The 19,797-nt window shown below is 27.4% G+C and carries 23 protein-coding genes; 17 read left to right on the forward strand and 6 right to left on the reverse strand.

The genetic code is table 11. From position 1 onward, the window contains the following. Nucleotides 1-111: 111 nt before the first annotated feature. From QZ429_RS05485 to QZ429_RS05500, 4 genes are all read left to right on the forward strand, one after another. Nucleotides 112-789, forward strand: coding sequence for an amino acid racemase (locus tag QZ429_RS05485; protein WP_291952648.1), 678 nt, complete (start codon nt 112-114; stop codon nt 787-789). Between the two features lie 6 nt (nt 790-795). After that, nucleotides 796-1,863 (forward strand): tyrosine-type recombinase/integrase, encoded by a 1,068-nt coding sequence (locus tag QZ429_RS05490; RefSeq protein WP_291952650.1) that lies wholly within the window; start codon nt 796-798, stop codon nt 1,861-1,863. A gap of 103 nt (nt 1,864-1,966) precedes the next feature. Then, a complete protein-coding gene (gene murA, locus QZ429_RS05495; RefSeq protein ID WP_291952652.1) occupies nt 1,967-3,223 on the forward strand; it encodes a UDP-N-acetylglucosamine 1-carboxyvinyltransferase in 1,257 nt (418 codons plus the stop codon). After that, nucleotides 3,220-4,380, forward strand: coding sequence for a molybdopterin molybdotransferase MoeA (locus tag QZ429_RS05500; RefSeq protein ID WP_291952654.1), 1,161 nt, complete (start codon nt 3,220-3,222; stop codon nt 4,378-4,380). Before murA ends, QZ429_RS05500 begins: the two co-directional genes overlap by 4 nt. A gap of 15 nt (nt 4,381-4,395) precedes the next feature. On the opposite strand, the gene QZ429_RS05505 is transcribed toward QZ429_RS05500, so the two are convergent. Continuing rightward, nucleotides 4,396-4,665 (reverse strand): hypothetical protein, encoded by a 270-nt coding sequence (locus QZ429_RS05505; protein WP_291952656.1) that lies wholly within the window; start codon nt 4,663-4,665, stop codon nt 4,396-4,398. Nucleotides 4,666-4,825: 160 nt separating this feature from the next. Here QZ429_RS05505 and flgA point away from each other — a divergent pair, with 160 nt between their 5' ends. Genes flgA through murG form a run of 7 tightly spaced genes read left to right on the forward strand, consistent with a single transcriptional unit; the run spans nt 4,826 to nt 11,236 of the window. Further along, the gene (gene flgA / locus QZ429_RS05510; RefSeq protein WP_291952658.1) at nt 4,826-5,494 is read left to right on the forward strand and encodes a flagellar basal body P-ring formation chaperone FlgA; all 669 of its coding nucleotides are present in this window, start codon (nt 4,826-4,828) and stop codon (nt 5,492-5,494) included. Then, a complete protein-coding gene (locus QZ429_RS05515) occupies nt 5,491-6,069 on the forward strand; it encodes a UbiX family flavin prenyltransferase (protein WP_291952660.1) in 579 nt (192 codons plus the stop codon). Before flgA ends, QZ429_RS05515 begins: the two co-directional genes overlap by 4 nt. Then, on the forward strand, nt 6,069-6,554 hold the full coding sequence (gene coaD, locus QZ429_RS05520) for a pantetheine-phosphate adenylyltransferase (protein WP_291952662.1): 486 nt from the start codon (nt 6,069-6,071) through the stop codon (nt 6,552-6,554). The genes QZ429_RS05515 and coaD overlap by 1 nt, the downstream gene beginning before the upstream one ends. Further along, a complete protein-coding gene (gene tmk, locus QZ429_RS05525; protein WP_291952663.1) occupies nt 6,538-7,119 on the forward strand; it encodes a dTMP kinase in 582 nt (193 codons plus the stop codon). Before coaD ends, tmk begins: the two co-directional genes overlap by 17 nt. Further along, nucleotides 7,112-8,338, forward strand: coding sequence for a histidine--tRNA ligase (hisS, locus tag QZ429_RS05530; RefSeq protein ID WP_291952665.1), 1,227 nt, complete (start codon nt 7,112-7,114; stop codon nt 8,336-8,338). The genes tmk and hisS overlap by 8 nt, the downstream gene beginning before the upstream one ends. Beyond that, entirely contained in the window at nt 8,335-10,164 is a 1,830-nt protein-coding gene (gene speA / locus QZ429_RS05535; RefSeq protein WP_291952667.1) for a biosynthetic arginine decarboxylase, read from the forward strand. The genes hisS and speA overlap by 4 nt, the downstream gene beginning before the upstream one ends. A 25-nt stretch (nt 10,165-10,189) precedes the next feature. Then, entirely contained in the window at nt 10,190-11,236 is a 1,047-nt protein-coding gene (gene murG, locus QZ429_RS05540) for an undecaprenyldiphospho-muramoylpentapeptide beta-N-acetylglucosaminyltransferase (protein WP_291952669.1), read from the forward strand. On the opposite strand, the gene QZ429_RS05545 is transcribed toward murG, so the two are convergent. The 5 genes from QZ429_RS05545 to QZ429_RS05565 are packed head-to-tail and all read right to left on the reverse strand — an operon-like array spanning nt 11,229 to nt 14,478. Then, nucleotides 11,229-11,849: a YggS family pyridoxal phosphate-dependent enzyme gene (locus tag QZ429_RS05545; protein WP_291952671.1), complete on the reverse strand. Its 621-nt coding sequence runs from the start codon at nt 11,847-11,849 to the stop codon at nt 11,229-11,231. The two genes, murG and QZ429_RS05545, sit on opposite strands and share 8 nt — an antisense overlap. An 11-nt stretch (nt 11,850-11,860) precedes the next feature. Then, nucleotides 11,861-13,108: an RNA polymerase factor sigma-54 gene (locus tag QZ429_RS05550; RefSeq protein WP_291952690.1), complete on the reverse strand. Its 1,248-nt coding sequence runs from the start codon at nt 13,106-13,108 to the stop codon at nt 11,861-11,863. Then, a complete protein-coding gene (gene lptB, locus QZ429_RS05555) occupies nt 13,108-13,833 on the reverse strand; it encodes an LPS export ABC transporter ATP-binding protein (protein WP_291952673.1) in 726 nt (241 codons plus the stop codon). The genes QZ429_RS05550 and lptB overlap by 1 nt, the downstream gene beginning before the upstream one ends. Further along, a complete protein-coding gene (tsaE, locus tag QZ429_RS05560; RefSeq protein ID WP_291952675.1) occupies nt 13,826-14,233 on the reverse strand; it encodes a tRNA (adenosine(37)-N6)-threonylcarbamoyltransferase complex ATPase subunit type 1 TsaE in 408 nt (135 codons plus the stop codon). Before tsaE ends, lptB begins: the two co-directional genes overlap by 8 nt. Next, the gene (locus tag QZ429_RS05565) at nt 14,230-14,478 is read right to left on the reverse strand and encodes an RNA-binding S4 domain-containing protein (protein WP_291952677.1); all 249 of its coding nucleotides are present in this window, start codon (nt 14,476-14,478) and stop codon (nt 14,230-14,232) included. The genes tsaE and QZ429_RS05565 overlap by 4 nt, the downstream gene beginning before the upstream one ends. A 110-nt stretch (nt 14,479-14,588) precedes the next feature. Here QZ429_RS05565 and QZ429_RS05570 point away from each other — a divergent pair, with 110 nt between their 5' ends. From QZ429_RS05570 to QZ429_RS05595, 6 genes are all read left to right on the forward strand, one after another. Beyond that, on the forward strand, nt 14,589-15,809 hold the full coding sequence (locus QZ429_RS05570; RefSeq protein WP_291952679.1) for an argininosuccinate synthase: 1,221 nt from the start codon (nt 14,589-14,591) through the stop codon (nt 15,807-15,809). A 9-nt stretch (nt 15,810-15,818) separates the two neighbouring features. Continuing rightward, nucleotides 15,819-16,262 (forward strand): 50S ribosomal protein L9, encoded by a 444-nt coding sequence (gene rplI, locus QZ429_RS05575; RefSeq protein WP_291952681.1) that lies wholly within the window; start codon nt 15,819-15,821, stop codon nt 16,260-16,262. Continuing rightward, a complete protein-coding gene (hslV, locus tag QZ429_RS05580; RefSeq protein ID WP_291952683.1) occupies nt 16,263-16,805 on the forward strand; it encodes an ATP-dependent protease subunit HslV in 543 nt (180 codons plus the stop codon). It abuts the gene before it with no gap. Further along, complete coding sequence (gene hslU / locus QZ429_RS05585) at nt 16,802-18,121, forward strand: ATP-dependent protease ATPase subunit HslU (RefSeq protein ID WP_291952685.1); 1,320 nt, start codon at nt 16,802-16,804, stop codon at nt 18,119-18,121. Before hslV ends, hslU begins: the two co-directional genes overlap by 4 nt. Next, nucleotides 18,118-18,990 carry a GTPase Era gene (gene era / locus QZ429_RS05590; protein ID WP_291952687.1) on the forward strand — a complete coding sequence of 291 codons (873 nt, stop codon included), beginning with the start codon at nt 18,118-18,120 and terminating at the stop codon, nt 18,988-18,990. Before hslU ends, era begins: the two co-directional genes overlap by 4 nt. 49 nt (nt 18,991-19,039) lie before the next feature. After that, nucleotides 19,040-19,797 (forward strand): hypothetical protein (locus tag QZ429_RS05595; RefSeq protein ID WP_291952688.1); only part of this gene is annotated, 758 nt, incomplete at its 3' end.

A 19,797-nucleotide genomic window follows, 5' to 3' on the forward strand; every position in this document is an offset into this window, starting at 1 on the left:
GTTTAATTTAAAATATTTTACTACATAAATTAGGAAAATCTAATTAGATATTTTTTTAAGCAAGATTTTTTTATAATCTTTTAGATTGTTAAATTTCTTATAGGAGAAAAATTGAAAACTATAGGTTTAATAGGCGGAATGAGTTATGAAAGCACTCTTAGTTATTATAAAATTATCAATAAAATCATTAATGAAAAATTAGGGAAATTGCATAGTGCCCAGATTATTTTAAGTAGTCTTGATTTTGAAGAAGTTGTAAAGTGTCAGCGTAATAATGATTGGCAAAAAGCAAATGAAATTTTAACAAATCAAGCCCTACTCTTGGAAAAATGTGGAGTTGATTTTATTTTAATTTGCACAAATACTATGCATAAATGCTATGATGAAATTCAAAAGAAAATAAAAATACCAATTTTTCATATAACTCAAGCAATTATATTAGAGCTTCAAAAAGAAAACATTGATAAAGTTTTATTACTGGGGACTAAATATACTATGAGTGAAAGTTTTTATAAAGAACTTTTGGAAAATTCTAACATAAAAGTTTTTATACCATCTAATGATGAGATGTGTAAAATTAATGATATTATTTTTAATGAACTTTGCAAGGGTAAAATAGAAGAAAAATCAAGAATGTATTTTGATAATTTGATTTCTAAATTTCCACAAGCACAAGGTGTCATACTTGGTTGTACTGAACTTGGAATGATTATAGAAAAAAATTCTAAAAAACTTTTTGATAGTGCTTATATTCACGCAAAAATGGCAGCATTAAAAGCTTTGGAATAAAATAAAATGAAATATCCACTAGATTGTGAAGAGAATTTTGAAAAATCTTTTTTATTTTGGCTTTGTAGATATGTTAAATTTAAACTCAACTCTTTATCTAATAAAGAATTAAAAGATCCGCAAGCCCTTGCTTTTATAAATTTAAATTTAAGTAAGGGTATAAAAAATATACAAGAACTTGACGCTTATGTAAAAAAATCTCGAAATATAGGATTAAATGGTGTAAATACTTATTTTAATCCTTTAAAAAAACTTTTTGAATATTTGATGTTATATAAGCTTTATTCTTTAAAGCAAATTGATGAAGAGCTTTTGGTAGAGGTTTTAGCAAGTATTAGTGCTTCTTTATCTGATGCGAGTAAAAAAAATTATCGTATTGCTATAATTAATTTTTTTGATTTTTTAGATAAACAAAATGAAGAAAACCATAAAGCCCATGTGTTTGATATTAACCTCAAAAATTGGGGTGGTGTAAGTGGCTTAAGAGGAGTTAAGTTACCAGAATATATGAGCGAGGACGAAGTTGGCAAATTTTTAAATGCGATTGATGAGATGAATTTTAAAAATAATACTATCCGTAATCGTTTAATTATTAAAATTATTATTTTTACTGGCATTCGTGTAAGTGAAGCTATAAATATAAAATTAAAAGATATAAGCGAAGAAAATGATTTGTATATCATACGTATTAGAGGTAAAGGAAATAAATATCGTATTGTAATGATAAAAAAAGAATTGATTGAAAATCTCTTAAAAAATATTCAGGTAAATTATCTCTCGCAAGATAACCTTTTGTTTGTAAATCGCAATGGTAAAGCCTTAACGCAAGCTTATGTTTCGCGTATAGTAGAGCAAATTTTATTTAAAGCTGGAATTCGCAAGCAAAAAAATGGAGCTCATATGCTAAGGCATACTTTTGCAACCTTACTTTATAAACAACAAAAAGATTTAGTTTTAGTTCAGGAAGCTTTAGGGCACGCAAGTTTAAATACTTCAAGAATTTATACACATTTTGATAATGAAAAATTAAAACTAGCTGCAGAAGTAGCTAAAAAACTTTATGATAAAAAATAGTTTGATGATTTTATAATATAAATTTTTGCAATATTTTCACTATAATGTAAAAATAATTTTATAAGATTTAATTCGTATTTTTGTTGCATTTTAAGGAAAATTAATGACTTATTTAGAAATAGATGGTGTTGAAAAGTTAGATGGAGAAGTTGTAATTAGTGGAGCTAAAAATGCTGCTTTGCCTTTGATTGCTTTAAGTATTTTGGCAAAAAATGAGGTGCAAATTTCAAATTTACCTAATGTTGCAGATATTTGCACCCTACTTTCTTTGCTTGAAAATTTAGGTGCAAATTATATTTTTAAAGACAATCAAGCAAGTATTGATACTAGTAATTTAAATAAAACTATTGCAAAATACGATATAGTGCGTAAAATGCGAGCTTCTATACTTACTTTAGGGCCATTATTAGCAAGATTTGGAAATTGTGAAGTTTCCTTGCCTGGAGGTTGTGCCATAGGACAAAGACCGGTTGATTTACATCTTTTAGCTTTAGAAAAAATGGGAGCTAATATAGAAATAAAACAAGGATATGTTATAGCTAATGGGAGTTTAAAGGGTGCTGATATAGTATTTGATAAGATTACAGTTACAGGAAGTGAAAATATTATTATGGCAGCTGCTTTAGCACGAGGTAAAACAAAACTTTTAAATGTAGCAAAAGAACCTGAAGTAGTGCAACTTTGTGAAGTATTAAAAAATGCTGGATTAGATATACAAGGTATTGGAACAGATGAGTTAGAAATATATGGAACTAGCGGTCAATTGCTTGAATTTAAACCTTTTTCTATCATACCTGATCGTATTGAAGCTGGAACTTATCTTTGTGCTAGTGCTATTACGAATTCAAAGATTACTTTAAAGAAAGTTAATGCCTCTCATCTTAGTGCTGTGCTGGTGAAATTAGAGCAAATGGGTTTTAGTTTTAATATTAGTGAGGATAATATTAGCATTAATCCAACGCAAAAAATTAAACCTGTAGAAATTCTAACTAGTGAGTATCCAGGATTTCCAACTGATATGCAAGCACAATTTATGGCATTGGCTTTAAAAGCTGATGGGACTAGTATAATAGATGAAAGGTTATTTGAAAATCGTTTTATGCACGTTAGTGAGCTTTTAAGAATGGGAGCTGATATAAGATTAAATGGGCACATTGCTACTATAAATGGCACTAAAGAGCTTTTTGGTGCTGATGTGATGGCTACTGATTTGCGTGCCTCATCAGCACTTATTTTGGCGGCTTTAGCTGCAAAAGGCACAAGTAGAATTCATAGAATTTATCATCTTGATAGAGGTTATGAAAAATTAGAAGAAAAATTTAAATTTTTGGGTGCTCATATACGGAGGTTGGAAGAATGAGAGATATTTTTGCTACTATAGAATATTTAAAAAAATATATTAAAGTAAAAAATGATTTTGAAGTGGTTAATCTCACTCAAGCTTTAAATCGTGTTATTTTTGAAGATATTTTTATTAAAAAAAATTTGCCTGCATTTGATAATTCGGCATTAGATGGATATGCTTTAAATTATCAAGATAAAGATAATTTACTTAAAATCAAAGGAAGTATTTTAGCTGGAGATAATAAAAATTATAGTATAGAAAAAAATGAATGCTATAAGATTATGACAGGAGCTAAAATTCCGCAAAATGCAAACACAATCTTAATGTTTGAAGATGCATTGATAGAAAATGGAAAATTAAATGCTAGTAAAGCAAAAGAAGATAATGCTATTCGTTTTAAAGGTGAAGAGGCAAAAATTGGAGATTTTTTATTTAAAAGAGGCACTAAAATTACTTCAGGTGTTATAGCTATGTTAGCAGCACAAGGAATTTATGAAATAAAAGTGCTTAAAAAAATTCAAATTGGAATTTTTTCTAGCGGAAATGAACTTATTGAACCTTGGGAAAAAGCTAGTGAAAATAATATATATAATGCTAATGCCTTTGGAATTTATTCTATTTTGCAAGATATTGCTGATGTGAAATATTTAGGATTGATAAAAGATGATATTGAGGCATTTAAAAAGAAATTAGAATATCAAAAATTTGATCTATTTATAAGTAGTGGTGGTGCTAGTGTTGGCGAAGCTGATTTTAGTAGGCAAGCTTTGGTTGAAAGTAATTTCCACCCTATTTTCGAAAAAGTGAATGCAAAGTTATGCAAACATACTAAACTTTTTAGCAAAGAAAATACATTTTTCTTAGTTTTGCCAGGAAATCCTTTAGCATCTTTAGTATCTACTCATATTTTTGCTAAAAATATTTTAAATTTATTTTATGGTTTAAATGAATCTTGTTTTATTAAGGCAAAATTAAAAAACACTCTTTCTTTTAAAGGAGGTAGAAATGATTTTTCTTTTGGTTTTGTAAAAGATGGTTATTTTGTAGCAAATGTTTGTAAATTTAGCTCAGGTATGATTAAGCCACTTTATGAAAATGATTATATTTTAATAAGCAAGGAATCAGATAGTAAAATTTTAGAAAATCAAGAGGTTGATGTTTTAAAATTATAACTTCATTAAAAGAAGTTATAATTGCTTTAAAAGATTATTTATTATGTTATTTTGAGATTTTTTATATTGATTATGATGTAATTTATCCCAAGCATAAGCATTAAAATTTTGATGTAAATTTAAATCAGTATTATTAAAAGTATCATTATTTTTTTTGTATTCTTTCTTTTCTTTATTTTTTAGAGCATTTAATGTAGCTTGAAACTCATCAGAGTGTGTATTTTTATCATTTATTTTTGGTTTATTGTTTAAACTTGATATTTTCACATCATTGTTGATTAACATTTTAACTCCTTGATATTTTTAACTAAATTAAGCAAAAATTATTCCTTTAATTTTATATGATACTAATAAGGCTAGATTTATAAATTTAATCTTATTTATTTCAACTAAAATCAAACTTTTTTTATGTATGATAATTAAAAATTTTGTTTTGAGGTCGGGTTTGATTATAAAAAAGATTGTTTGGTTTTTATTTTTATATGTTTGTAGTTTTGCTTCAAATTTTGACGAAGTCAAACTTGCTTTGATTAAGGAATTTAAGACAAATTATCCAGAAATAGAAATAATATCTTTAGAACTTGATACACAATCTAGCCTACCTCAAGATTTTAACCAATACACATTTTTAAAATTAGGTAATCATAATTTTGATAGATCTGATGGTTTTATTAAAGCTGAATTTAAAACCCCCAAACAATACAAAAAAAATATTTTTTTTAAATATTTCTTAAAGGCAAAATTAGAAATTTTACAAAGCACTCGTTTTATTTCTCGCAATGAAAATTTAAGTCCATCAAGTTTTAAAATTGTAAAAATTTCTTTTGATAAAGTGCCAAATGGTATTTTAAAAAAGAGTGAAATAGTTGGTTTGATTGCAAAAAGTAATATTAGAGAAAATGTTATCTTAAAATATAATATGTTTAAAACCAAAACTTTAATCCAAAGAAATGACTCTGTATATGGCATAGTAAGAGATGGCGAATTAAGTATGATGATAGAACTTAAAGCTATGCAAAGTGGAAATTTAAATCAAAAAATTCGTCTTAAAAATAAAGATGGAAAAATAGTCCATGGTAAGGTTATAAGCAAGAATTATGTGGAGATTAAATGAAAAAAATTCTAGTTAATATAAGTGGAGCTAGTTCCTGTGAATTAGGATTTTTGCTTTTAAAATATTTGCAAGATAAGGGTGAAATTTTTGCCATTGTTTCTAATAGTGCAAAAATTAGTTTTGCAAAGGAAAATTTAGATTTTAAAATAGATAATTTTGTAGATTTTATTCGGCAAAAATTTACATTGGAAAATGTTACTTTTTTAGAAAATGACAATATAAGTGAATGTGTAGCTAGTGGATCTTTTGGTATAGAAACAACTTTTATTACTCCGTGTTCTATTAATACTTTAGCTAAGATTTCTTGTGGAATTTGTGATAATCTTATCACAAGAAGTGCCGCAGTGGCATTAAAACAGAGAAAAAAAATAATACTTGGAGTCAGGGAAATGCCCTATTCTAGTATCTCTTTAGAACAAATGGCAAAATTATCCTATCAAGGAGTAATTATAGCTCCTCCTGTTATAGCTAGTTATGCTAAGGTAAAAGATTTAGATGGATTAAAAAAGTTTATTGTAGGAAAGTGGCTTGATCTTGCAGATATTGAAAATGATTTATATAAGAGGTGGCAATAATGGCAGCTTGTTTGTATCCAGGTACTTTTGATCCCATCACCAATGGACATTTAGATGTGATTTTAAGAGCAAGTAAAATTTTTGATGAAGTGGTTGTGGCGATAGCAAAAAATGATAGTAAAAATCCATTATTTAGTTTAGAACAAAGAAAAAAGATGGTTTTAGTTGCTACTAAAGGAATAAAAAATATAAAAATAGTTACTTTTGATAATTTGCTTGTAAATTTTGCAAAAGAATTAAAAATTAATATTATTGTTAGAGGTTTAAGAGCAGTGAGCGATTTTGAGTATGAGCTACAAATTGGCTATGCAAATCATATGCTATGGGAAAATTTAGAAACTATTTATCTAATGCCAAATTTGAAGAATTCATTTGTGTCAAGTTCTATTGTGAGATCTATTTATTTACATGGAGGAAATGTTGATAAATTGGTGCCACAAGAGATTATACCTTTACTAAAGGAAGAAAATGTATGTAGTGATTGAAGGAATTGATTGTGTAGGCAAAACTACGCAAATAGAGCTTTTAAAAAAATATTTTAAGGAAGCAATTTTTACAAAAGAACCTGGAGCTACAAAATTAGGAGAAAAAATAAGAGAAATTTTGTTAAATGGTGAAATTGAATTTTCAAAAAAAACAGAACTTTTGCTTTTTTTAGCCGATCGAGCAAATCACATAGATTTATTTTTATCAAAATATAAAGATAAACTAGTGATTTCTGATAGAAGTTTTATCTCCGGAATGGCTTATGCTAATGAATTTGATAAAAAAACACTTTTTGAGCTTAATTTATTTGCTACTAATGGAATTTTTCCTAAAAAGGTAGTGTTTTTATATGCAAGTAAAGAGCTTATAAAGCAAAGATTGGCTTTTAAAAAATTAGACACCATAGAAAAAAGAGGTGTAAAATATTTCTTAGAAATTCAAAATAAGTTAGAAGAAGTTTTAAATTTTTTACAAAATAAAATTGATTTTGAAATTTTAAAACTTGATGCAAGTTTAAGCATACAAGAAATACATGAAAAAATTAAGGAATTTATCGATGGTTAAAGCACTAAAAGGAATGAAAGATCTTTATGATGATCAAGCTTTACTTTATGAAAAAGTTATTAAAACTTGTGAAGTAGTAGCAAGAAATTATGGGTTTAATTTTATAAATTTTCCTCATTTAGAATTTACTAAATTATTTAAGCGTAGTGTTGGAGAGAGCTCTGATATAGTTGGTAAAGAGATGTATGAATTTAAAGATAAAGCACAAAATGAGGTTTGCTTAAGACCTGAAGGAACTGCAGGTGTAGTTCGGTCATATATAGAAGCAAAGATGGATAAAAATCAAAGTATTAAAAAATGGTTTTATTATGGTTCGATGTTTCGTTATGAAAGACCGCAAAAAGGAAGATTGCGTGAATTTCATCAATTTGGCATAGAAAGCTTTGGCAATCCTAGTGTTTATGAGGATGCTAGTATTATTTTAATGCTAAATGAAATTTTTTCTCGCTTAAATATATCTACACAATTAAAAATTAATTCTTTAGGCTGTCTGGTATGTATAGGTATTTATAAGGAAAAACTTATTGAGTATTTAAATTCTAAAAGTGGATTTTGTGAAGATTGTTTAAGAAGGGAAAAAATAAATCCTATTAGGGTGTTAGATTGTAAAAATGAAGATTGTCAAAAATTAATTGTAAATGCACCAAAAATGAGTGAATTTTTGTGTGAGTGTTGTAAAAAAGATTATGAAAAATTGCAACAGCTACTAAGAGATAATGGAATTTTGTTTGAGTGTGATGAAAAATTAGTGCGTGGTCTTGATTATTATTCTAAAACAGCTTTTGAATTTATTAGCGAAGAGATTGGCTCAAAATCCGCTATAGCAGGTGGAGGTCGTTATGATAGGTTGATTGAATATTTAGGTGGTAAAAGTGGATATGGGGTTGGTTTTGCAATAGGAATTGAAAGGATTATGGCTATTTTAGAGCAACAATGCACACAAAAACAACGAGAAGGAATTTACTTATGTGCTTTAGATCAATCTTATATAGATTTTATTTTTACACTTGCTAAGAATTTAAGAAAAAAGCACAAAGTGCTTTTAAGTTATGAGGCTAAAAAGTTAGCTAAGCATTTAAATCAAGCTGATAACTCTAATGTAAAAATATTTTTATGTATAGGCGAAACTGAAATAAAAAATCAAGAAATTTTTTATAAAAATTTAGAAAATAAAGAAAGTAAAAATATTAAAATCGCAAACTTGGAGAATGAGTTATGAAAGATTATGGTATTAGAATTTGGGGAGCGAATAATTTTATTATAGAAAATGGAAGAGTTTGCATAAATTATGGTAAAAAACCAGCCATTATAGATATAGTAAATACTTTACGTGATGATGGATATAAGGGTCCGTTATTGCTTCGTTTTCCTCATTTAATCCATAAGCAAATAGAACAAATTTATGAAAAATTTGCAAAAGCTAAAAAAGAATTTAATTACAAAGGTTCTTTTAACGCTGTGTATCCGCTAAAAGTTAATCAATATCCAGGTTTTGTTAAAAATTTAGTTAAGCTTGGAAAGAATTATAATTATGGACTTGAAGCAGGCAGTAAAGCAGAATTATTACTAGCTATGGCTTACAATAACGAAGGTTCTCCTATAACAGTTAATGGCTTTAAAGATAAAGAGCTTATAAATATGGGTTTTATAGCTTGTGAAATGGGGCATAACATTACTTTAACTATGGAAGGTCTTAATGAGCTTGAAGCTATGATTGATATTTCAAAAAATCGTTTTAAGCCAAAACCTAATATAGGCTTAAGAGTGAGACTTCATTCAGCTGGCGTTGGAATTTGGGCAAAAAGTGGAGGTATAAATTCTAAATTTGGACTTACTTCTACTGAACTTATTGAAGCAGTAAATCTTTTAAAATCTAATAAACTTTTAGATCAATTTACTATGATACATTTTCACCTTGGTTCGCAAATTACAGAAATTCATCCTTTAAAAAAAGCCTTAAATGAGGCAGGAAATATCTATACTGAACTTAGAAAAATGGGTGCAAAAAATTTACGATCAATTAATCTTGGTGGAGGTTTAGCTGTAGAATATTCTCAATGTAAAGACGAAACTAGTAGAAATTATACTTTAAGCGAATATGCAAATGATGTGGTGTTTATTTTAAAAAGTATTGCTGAGCAAAAAAAAGATCTTGAGCCTGATATTTTTATAGAGAGCGGACGTTTTGTAGCAGCTAATCATGCGGTATTAGTAGCACCAGTATTGGAATTATTTTCGCAAGAATATACAGAAAGCAAACTTTTATTAAAAGAAAAAAATCCCAAGTTGATTGATGAGCTTTATGATTTATATAAAAGTATAAAAGCCTCCAATGCTTTAGAATATTTACACGATAGTATTGATCATATGGAAAGCATTTTAACTTTATTTGATTTAGGGTATGTTGATTTACAAGATCGATCAAATAGTGAAATTTTAGTGCATTTGATTATGAGAAAAGCGATTTTTTTAGTTGGAGATCAAGCAGATTTATCAAGTTTGCAAAATGAGGTGCAAGAAAAATATTTAGTTAATTTTTCTTTATTTCAGTCCTTACCAGATTTTTGGGGCTTAGAACAAAATTTTCCAATAATGCCTCTTGATAGATTAAATAAAAAACCAACAAGAAGTGCAAGTATCTGGGATATTACTTGTGATAGCGATGGTGAAATTTCATATTCTAAAAATAATCCTTTATTTTTACATGATATTGATGTAGAACAAGAAGATTATTTTTTAGGATTTTTTTTAGTGGGAGCTTATCAAGAAGTGCTTGGAATGAAACATAATCTTTTTACTCATCCAACTGAAGCAAGTGTAAGTATAAGTGAAAAAGGATTTGAAATTGAAAGTGTTTTAGAATCTCAGTCTATTTTAGATACTTTAGAGGACCTTGATTATGATATTCATGCGATTATGGATAATATAAATGAAAAAATTTATGCTTCTAAGCTTGTAAATGAAAATCAAAAAAAACATATTTTAGGTGAAATTTATTTATTTTTAAATGATAATGGATATTTAAAAAGTGTTGGTTCTAAGTAGATATTTTTTATTTAATTTATAAAACATGGAAAAGAAAAAAATGATAGCAATTACTGGTGGAGGCACAGGCGGACATTTGGCTATTGCAAGATGTTTAATGCAAAGTGCTAATAAAATGGGCTTAGAATGTATCTATATAGGTAGTGAAAATGGACAAGATAGACTTTGGTTTGAATATGAAGAAGGATTTAAACAAAAATATTTTTTAAGCAGTCAAGGGGTTGTAAATAAAAAAGGATTGGCTAAATTTCACTCTTTTATGCATATTTTAAAATTGGCTTTAGATATTAAAAAAATTTTAAGAATTCAAAATATACAAGCTGTATTTAGTGTGGGTGGCTATAGTAGTGCTCCTGCAGCTTTTGCAGCTTTGATGGATAATATTCCTCTTTTAATTCACGAACAAAATTCAAAAATTGGAAGTTTAAATAAGCTTTTAAAACCTTTTTCTAAAGCTTTTTTTACCGCTTTTAAGGGTCAAATTACAACTACGAATACTTTTTTTTGTCCTTATCCAGTTAATGAATTCTTTTTTACAAAACGTAGAATTAGAAAGGAATTAAAAAATATTATTTTTTTAGGAGGTTCTCAAGGTGCTAGATTTATAAATGATTTAGCTATAAATAATGCTTTATATTTTAAAGAAAAAAAAATAAATATTATTCATCAATGTGGGAGTAATGACTATCAAAGGTGCAAGAAAGCGTATGAAAAATTAAACATTGAAGTTGAATTATTTGATTTTGATAAAGATGTGATTGAAAAAATTGTAAAAGCTGATTTAGCTATTGCAAGATCTGGAGCAAGCTCTTTGTTTGAATTAAGCGCAAATAATCTTCCTTGTATATTTATACCCTACCCTTATGCTGCTAAAAATCATCAATATTACAATGCCTTATATTTAAAAGAATTAAATCTTTGCGAAATTTTTACTCAAGATTCAAAACAAGATTTTATAAAAATAATAAAGAATTTCAATCTACAAGCTATATCTTTAGCTTTAAATGAAATTCAGCAAGAAAATGGCTCAGATTTTATGTTAAATAAAGCTAAAGAATTAAAAATTATTTAAATAAAATACTCCCCAATCTTACCATATTAGAACCGCAATCAATTGCAATTTCAAAATCATCACTCATACCCATAGAACAAATTTTTGCTTTATGCGTTTGGAGTTTTTCATAAATTTTATAGCCTTGTTTGAAACTTTCTTTTGTTTTTGTTTTATCCATAGAACCTATACACATAATGCCTATTAAATTTAAATTTAAACATTCTTCTTTTATTTGTAAGTATGTTTCTATAGCTTTAGTGCTATCAATGCCATATTTTGATTTTTCATTAGCAATGTTAATTTCAAGCAAAGTATCTAGTTTATAATTAAGTCTTTTATTTACAGCTTTTGCTATTTTTAAATTACTACAAGATTGCCAAAGTATAGGCTTTTGTTTAATTAATAAATTTATTTTATTACTTTGAAGATTACCTATAAAATGCCACTTAAGTTCATTAAAATTGCTTAATTGTTCTTTTTTTAAAGCTAAAGACTGCACTTGATTTTCACCAAATTCGATTATGCCTTGTTTGGATAAGATTTGAATTTGTTCGACATTTGCATATTTGCTTGCTGCTACTAATCTTATATTTTGCTTAATTGTTTTGTTAAAAATTATTTCTAAATTCATTGTTTATGCTTTCACATTAATTCATAAAGTTTTTTACGTTCGCTAGAGCTACCTATGCCAAGTTGCATACGATATTTAGTGATAGTTCTACGACCTAATTGTATGCTAGGGAATTCTTTTTGTGTTAGTTCTAAAATTTTTAAATCACTCAAAGGTTTTTTGTGATTTTCTTTTTTCACTAAATTGCTCAAAAAATCCTTTATAGTGGCATTAGAAGTTTCTCCATCATCTACAGCAGTAGTAAAAAATGCTTTCAAAGGTATTAACCCCCTATCACAACTTAAGTATTTATTTGAAATAGCCCTTGAAATAGTAGAGGCATTTCTTTCTAAATCTTGAGCTAAATCTTTAAGTTGCATAGGTTTTATATCTCCACCGGTGAAAAAATCATATTGATATTCTATAATCATAAGTCCTAATTTATAAAGAGTTGCTTTTCTCATAGCAAGAGCATCTATTAAATTTTTAGCATCTTTTAAATAAGAGCTTAAAAATTCATGCTCTAATCCATCTGCTTCAAAAGAAATTTCAGGATAGTAATCATCATTGATTTTGATTTTAATTTCACCATTTTCTTGATAAATATAAATATCAGGGATAATACTCATACTTTCTTCAAAATATTCTAAAAATGGTGGAATAGAAATTTTTTTTATAATTGAAATTGCCTTTTTATAAAGAGGATTTTTTATAAAATCTTTTGCATTTTCTAAATTTAAAATCAATATTTTGCAAAATTCATATAAATCATCTTCTAAATCAAAATGTTCTAGGGCAAAAATATATGCTTCTTGATTATTTTTAGCACCTACTCCTATAGGATCAAGATATTTAAATCTTTGTCGTATTTTTTCAACATCTAAAGGGTCAAATTCTCTTAAAATTTCTTCATCATACTCAAAATAACCTTCGTGGGTTAAGCATTCTATGATTTTTTCCGCAATAAGTTGTGATTTTTTAGTAGGAAAAAAAGGTGGAATAATTTGTTCGCTTAAAAGTTCATAAACATTTTTATGATTTAAACTTTTAGAATCTATCATTTGTGCGGTAGCATTTTTACTAAAATATTCTTGAAAATACTTATTTTGATTATGAGTAATACTAGAATTTTCTTTTATCTCTATAAAAGGATTTTCTTTTGCAAATTCATCTAAATTTTCTTTTAAATCCTCTATATTAGCTTGCAATATGGGAAGCCACGATCTTAAGGTTTGTGATAATTTAGTCTTTTGGGTTATAGATGTTTTTTGTTTTAATATCATTCAAGTTTAAACTCATTTCCAAGATAGTATTTTTTTACATCATTATTGTTTGTTATTTCATTTGCATTTCCACTTGCAAGCAATCTTCCACCTCTAATAACATAAGCTCTATCACAAATTGCTAATGTTTCTCTAACATTATGATCTGTGATTAAAACGCCAATATTCATAGCTTTTAAATCTTTTATGAGATTTTGAATTTCATTTACTGCTATAGGATCAACACCAGCAAAAGGTTCATCTAAAAGTAAAAATTTAGGATTACACATTAAAGACCTTGCTATTTCACAACGCCTTCTTTCGCCTCCGCTTAAGCTTAATCCTTTTCTATGTCTAATAGGCTCTATGCTTAACAATTCTAACATCTGTTCTACTTTTTTTTCTAAAATTTCTTGATCTTTGTAAAATATTTGAGCTGCTAAAATTAAATTATCTTCTACACTTAAATCTTTAAAAATACTACTTTCTTGAGGTAAATACCCTATGCCAATCTTTGCTCTTTTGTTTAAAGGATCTTTTGTAATATCTTTAGAGTCTAAAAAAACTTTTCCATTAGTTGGTAAAATAAGCCCACATATCATATAAAAACTTGTAGTTTTTCCTGCTCCATTTGGTCCTAAAAGTCCTACAACTTCACCACTTTGGACTTCTAAAGATATATCGTGGATAATTTTAGTTTTTTTTATACTTTTTTCTAAATTTCTTGCCTCAAGCTTACTCATAAATTATATACTTTCTTTCATTTTTATAAGAAATAATTTCTAAAATTATATTAAAAATTTGGTATTTATCTAAATATTTTTTTAGTTTTTCATCACCCCACTCTACCAAGTGTAATCCATCTTCAAAAAAATTTTCTATCAAACCATTTTTTATAAGCCCATCAAAGCCCTCTTGATATATATCATAATGGTATAATAAACCATCTTTAAAAGGATAACTTTGCATTATAGAAAAGGTAGGAGAATTCACTTCTTGTGAGATATTTAAAAATTTAGCAAAATGCTGCACTAATGTCGTTTTGCCACTTGCTAATTCACCTTTTAATATAATAACTCCACTTTTAGGTAGCATTTGACATAAAATATCTAGTTTATTTTTTTCTAAAATTATTTCTTTCATTTTATTTTTATAACATATTGTTCTTGCATAGTTTTTGGAATACTTTTGCTTGTAGGTATAGCTAATACTTTGTAAATATCTATATGGTGGATAAATTTAATACTAATTTCATCACCTATTTTGACATCTTTGCTAGCTTTTACAACCTGATTATTAATACTCACAACACCGCTTTTACACATATCTTCTGAAATAGCTCTACGTTTAGTGATATTAACTACATTTAAAAATTTATCTATTCTCATAAGAATATTTTATCAAAATAACTATAAAAAGTAGCAAAATATTAATTTTTTTTATGTTATGTTAAATTAAATTCGTTAAATTTATCTCTTGAGAAAATGAAGGAAAACAAATGAAAAAAAAAGTTAATAAAGTTGTATTAGCATATTCTGGTGGGCTTGATACTAGCATTATCTTAAAATGGCTTCAAGATGAGTATCAGTGTGAAATTGTTACTTTTACAGCTGATATTGGACAAGGCGAGGAGTTAGAGCCTGCTAGAAAAAAAGCTTTATCTTTGGGTGTGAGAGAAGAGAATATTTTTATTAAAGATTTAAAAGATGAATTTGTAAAAGATTATGTATTTGCTATGTTTAGAGCAAATGCTATTTATGAGGGAGAATATTTACTTGGCACTAGTATAGCAAGACCTTTGATAACAAAAGCTTTGGTTGAAATTGCTAATTTAACAAAAGCAGATGCTATTAGCCACGGAGCTACTGGAAAAGGAAATGATCAGGTGCGTTTTGAGCTAGGTGCTTTAGCACTTAATCCAAATTTAACCATTATAGCTCCTTGGAGAGAATGGGATTTAAATAGTCGTGAAAAGCTCTTATCTTATGCACAAAGACATAATATTGATATTAGTAAAAAACCTGGAAAATCTCCATATTCTATGGACGCTAATTTATTACATATTTCATATGAGGGTTTGATTTTAGAAGATCCTGCTATAAAGCCTGAAGCTGATATGTGGCGATGGGTAAGAGATTTAAAGGAAACTCCAAATGAAAGTGAAGCTATTGAATTAGAATTTAACAAAGGAGATTTAGTTGCTATTAATGGAGAGAAAATGTCTCCTGCACAACTTTTAACAAAGTTAAATGAATTGGGTGCAAAACACGGGATTGGTCGTCTTGATATAGTTGAAAATCGTTATGTGGGAATGAAAAGTAGAGGATGTTATGAAACTCCTGGTGGAACTATACTTTTAAAAGCTCATAGGGCTATTGAAAGTATTACATTAGATAGAGAAGCAGGACATTTAAAAGATGAACTTATGCCAAAATATGCAAGTTTAATTTATAATGGATATTGGTTTTCTCCTGAAAGATTGATGCTTCAAGCATTAATTGATGAATCTCAAAAATATGTAAATGGCGTAGTGAAATTAGAATTATTTAAAGGTAATGTTATAATTACAGGAAGAGAAAGTGCAAATGATAGTTTATTTAGTGAAGCTTATTGCACTTTTGAAGAAGATGAAGTTTATAATCAAAAAGACGCTGCAGGATTCATAAAATTAAATGCTTTAAGATTTCTTATTGCAGGAAAAAATGGTAGAAAATTTTAAGGAAAGATAATGAAAGTTTTATTAATTAAAGACGTAAAAAGTTTAGGGAAAGCTGGTGAAGTCAAAGAAGTAAAAGATGGTTATGGACAAAATTTTTTAATAGCTAAAGGTTTTGCTAAAGCCGCTACACACGAAGTGTTAAAACAATATGAGGCCCAACAAAAGAAAAAAGCAGAGGATTTAAGATTTGAGTTGGCAAATTTAGAGAAAATGAAAGAGCAATTGGCAAATGTTACCATTATTATACATAAGGCTGTGGGAGCTAATGGAAGTTTATTTGGTGGTGTAACTAAAGATGAGATTGCACATTCTTTAAGGGAGCAAAAAAATATAGAAATTGACAAAAAAAGTTTAGAATGCGAGACTATTAAAGAGCTAGGGATACACGAAATTTCTGTAAAGTTAGGTCATGCTATTCATGCTAAATTTAAACTTGAAGTTAAAGGTGAATAAATGTTTCATGCAACTACTATTTTAGCTTATAAAGGTAAAAATAAGTCAGTTATTGGAGGAGATGGGCAAGTAAGCTTTGGAAATACTGTGCTTAAAAATAATGCAGTGAAAATTAGAAAATTAAATAATGGAAAAGTTTTAGCTGGTTTTGCAGGAAGCACAGCAGATGCTTTTAATCTTTTTGATATGTTTGAGAAGCTTTTATCAAGCTCTAAAGGGGATTTATTAAAAGCTGCGATTGATTTTTCTAAAGAATGGCGTAAAGACAAGTATTTAAGAAAATTAGAGGCTATGATGCTTGTGCTTGATAGAAAGCATATTTTTTTACTTTCTGGAACTGGTGATGTTGTTGAGCCTGAAGATGGTAAAATAGCAGCTATTGGAAGTGGCGGTAATTATGCTTTATCAGCTGCTAGAGCTTTAGATAAGTATTCTAATTTAGATGAAGAAAATCTAGTAAAAGAAAGTTTGCAAATAGCTGGTGAAATTTGCATTTATACTAATACAAATATAAAAACTTATGTGATTGAGGATGATAAATGAATTTAACCCCAAAAGAAATTGTAAAATTTTTAGATGATTATGTAATTGGACAAAAAAATGCTAAAAAGATTATTGCGATAGCATTAAGGAATCGCTATAGGAGAATGCAACTTAGTCCTGAACTTCAAGATGATATTATGCCAAAAAATATTTTGATGATAGGTTCAACTGGTGTTGGTAAAACAGAGATCGCAAGAAGGCTTGCTAAAATGATGGGAATGCCTTTTGTTAAAGTTGAAGCAAGCAAATATACTGAAGTAGGATTTGTAGGCCGAGATGTTGAAAGTATGGTAAGAGATTTAGCTAATGCTGCTTTAAATTTAGTAAAAAATGAAGAAAGAGAAAAAAATCAAGAAAAAATTGATGAATTTATAGAAAATAAAATATTAGAAAAACTTTTGCCACCTTTACCAAAAGGAGTTAGTGAGGAAAAAGAGCAAGAGTATAAAAATTCTTTAGAAAAAATGCGTTCTAAATTGCGAGCAGGAGATTTAGACGATAGTATAATTGAAATAGAAATTTCTCAAAATGTTTTTGATACTAATCCAAATTTACCTCCAGAAATGGGTGCTATGCAAGATATAGTTAAAGTAATTGGCGTAGGAAGTAAAAAAATTAAAAAAGAAATAAAAGTAAAAGATGCTAAAAATGCTTTACTTCAAGAAGCTAGCGATAAAATACTTGATATGGAGAGTATAAAAAGCGAGGCATTAAGAAGAGCACAAAATGAGGGAATTATATTCATAGATGAAATAGATAAAGTAGCAGTTTCAAATTCAAATTCAAATCGTCAAGATCCTAGTAAAGAGGGTGTTCAAAGAGATTTATTACCTATAGTAGAAGGTAGCACAATACAAACTAAATTTGGTCCATTAAAAACTGATCATATTTTATTTATAGCAGCAGGAGCATTTCATCTTAGCAAACCAAGTGATTTAATTCCTGAACTTCAAGGGCGTTTTCCATTAAGAGTTGAGCTAGATAGTCTTAACGAAGATGCTTTATATGAAATTTTAACACGACCTAAAAATTCTTTATTAACTCAATATATAGAATTACTAAAAACAGAAAATGTCGAGCTTGTTTTTGAAGATGAGGCCATTAAAGAGATTGCAAAAATTGCAAGTAAAGCAAATGAAGAAATGCAAGATATTGGAGCAAGACGCTTACACACAGTGGTAGAAAAACTTTTAGAAGATATTAGTTTTGAAGCAGATGAGTATGCAGGAAAAATTTATAAAATAGATGATTTTAAAGTTCAAGTAAAACTTGGAGATATTGTAGAAAATAAAGACCTTGCTAGGTATATTTTGTGAAAAGTGGCTTTATAAGTATTGTGGGTAGGACAAATGCTGGAAAAAGTTCTATCCTAAATTCTTTGTTAGAAGAAAAGATTGCCATAGTTTCACACAAGCAAAATGCAACTAGAAGAAAAATCAATGCCATTATTATGCATCAACAAAATCAATTAATTTTTATTGATACACCTGGCTTACATGCGAGCTCTAAAAGTATGAATCAGCTTATGATTGAAGTGGCTATTAAGAGTATTGCTGATTGTGATATAATTTTATTTGTAGCTAGTATTTATGATGATGTTAGAGATTATGAAAGATTTTTGGATTTAAATCCAAAAGTTCCCCATATAATAATAATTAATAAAGTAGATTTAGTTCAAAAAGAAGTATTGCTTAAAAAACTTAGTGAATATGCTAATTTTAGTTCTTATTTTAAAGCTATAATACCCTATTCTACTAAGCAAAGATTTTATAAAAAAATTTTACTAGATGAGCTTATTAAATATTTACCAGAACATCCTTATTATTTTGATCCTGATTTTATTACCACTACAAATAAAAAAGACATTTATCGAGATTTTATACTTGAAGCTATTTATGAAAATCTAAGTGATGAAATTCCTTATAACACTGAAATAAAAATAGATAAAGTTAAAGAATTAAATACGATAATTTATATTTATGCAACGATTATTAGCGATACTAAATCACACAAAGCTATGATTTTAGGAAAAGAAGGTGCGACTATTAAACGTATAGGAAAAGATGCACGTAAAAAAATAGAAAAGTTAGCACAAAATAAGATTATGCTGAAACTTTTTGTTCATCTTGAGAAAAACTGGCATAAAAATGAGCAAAATCTTAAAAAAATTCTATATAATGAATAAAACATCTAAGATAACAAAAACTTTTTTGCCCTATGAAAAGCTTTTATATGTGAAATTTCAAGAAAAAATCACAGAAGATGAAATTTTAGTAAAAAGTTTCAATGAATTAGGTGTGTCTGATGATTTTTCATATAAGCTTGTTTATTTTTATGAAGATGGCTTAACGCAAGTATTTTTAGCTAAATTTGAAGATATTTTAAAAGATTATGATTTTATCATTCCTGAACCTTTGATTTTTATAGCTTATGTTAAAAAATACAATATCAAGGGTAAAATTTTATTTTTAGTTTATAAAGAAAAATATGCCATTTTAATCGAATATCAAAATGATAAATTTCAATCTTGTCAAACTATTCCATTGATAAGATTAGATTTGAAATTCAAAGAAAATTTAAAGATATCTTATAAATATATCGTAGAAATTGATGGGATAAATTTTTCAAGTGAAAAAAATACGAATCTTTACGAGGATTTATTAGATACAAATATTGATTTTAAATTAAATTTATCATCATATAAAAAATTTAGTTTAAAAGAATGTTTAAGTTTTAAATTTTTTATTGCATTTGCAAGCGGGAGCTTAGTTGCATTATCGATTGTGTTGTTTATGTTATTTAAAAATTATTATATTCAAAAAGAAATTACTAAAATGGAAATTTTAGTTAGTGAGCAAAAAGATTCTTTTAAGCTTGTAAGAGAAAAAGAAAGGAATAAAGATAAGTTATCACAAGAATACGATATTATTTTACAAAAAATAAATAATTTAAAAATATTTTATGATGATGCTATATGTTATAAATATTTATA

Origin of the sequence: Campylobacter sp., assembly GCF_020024835.1 — a bacterium.
In the GTDB taxonomy this organism is placed as follows: domain Bacteria; phylum Campylobacterota; class Campylobacteria; order Campylobacterales; family Campylobacteraceae; genus Campylobacter_D.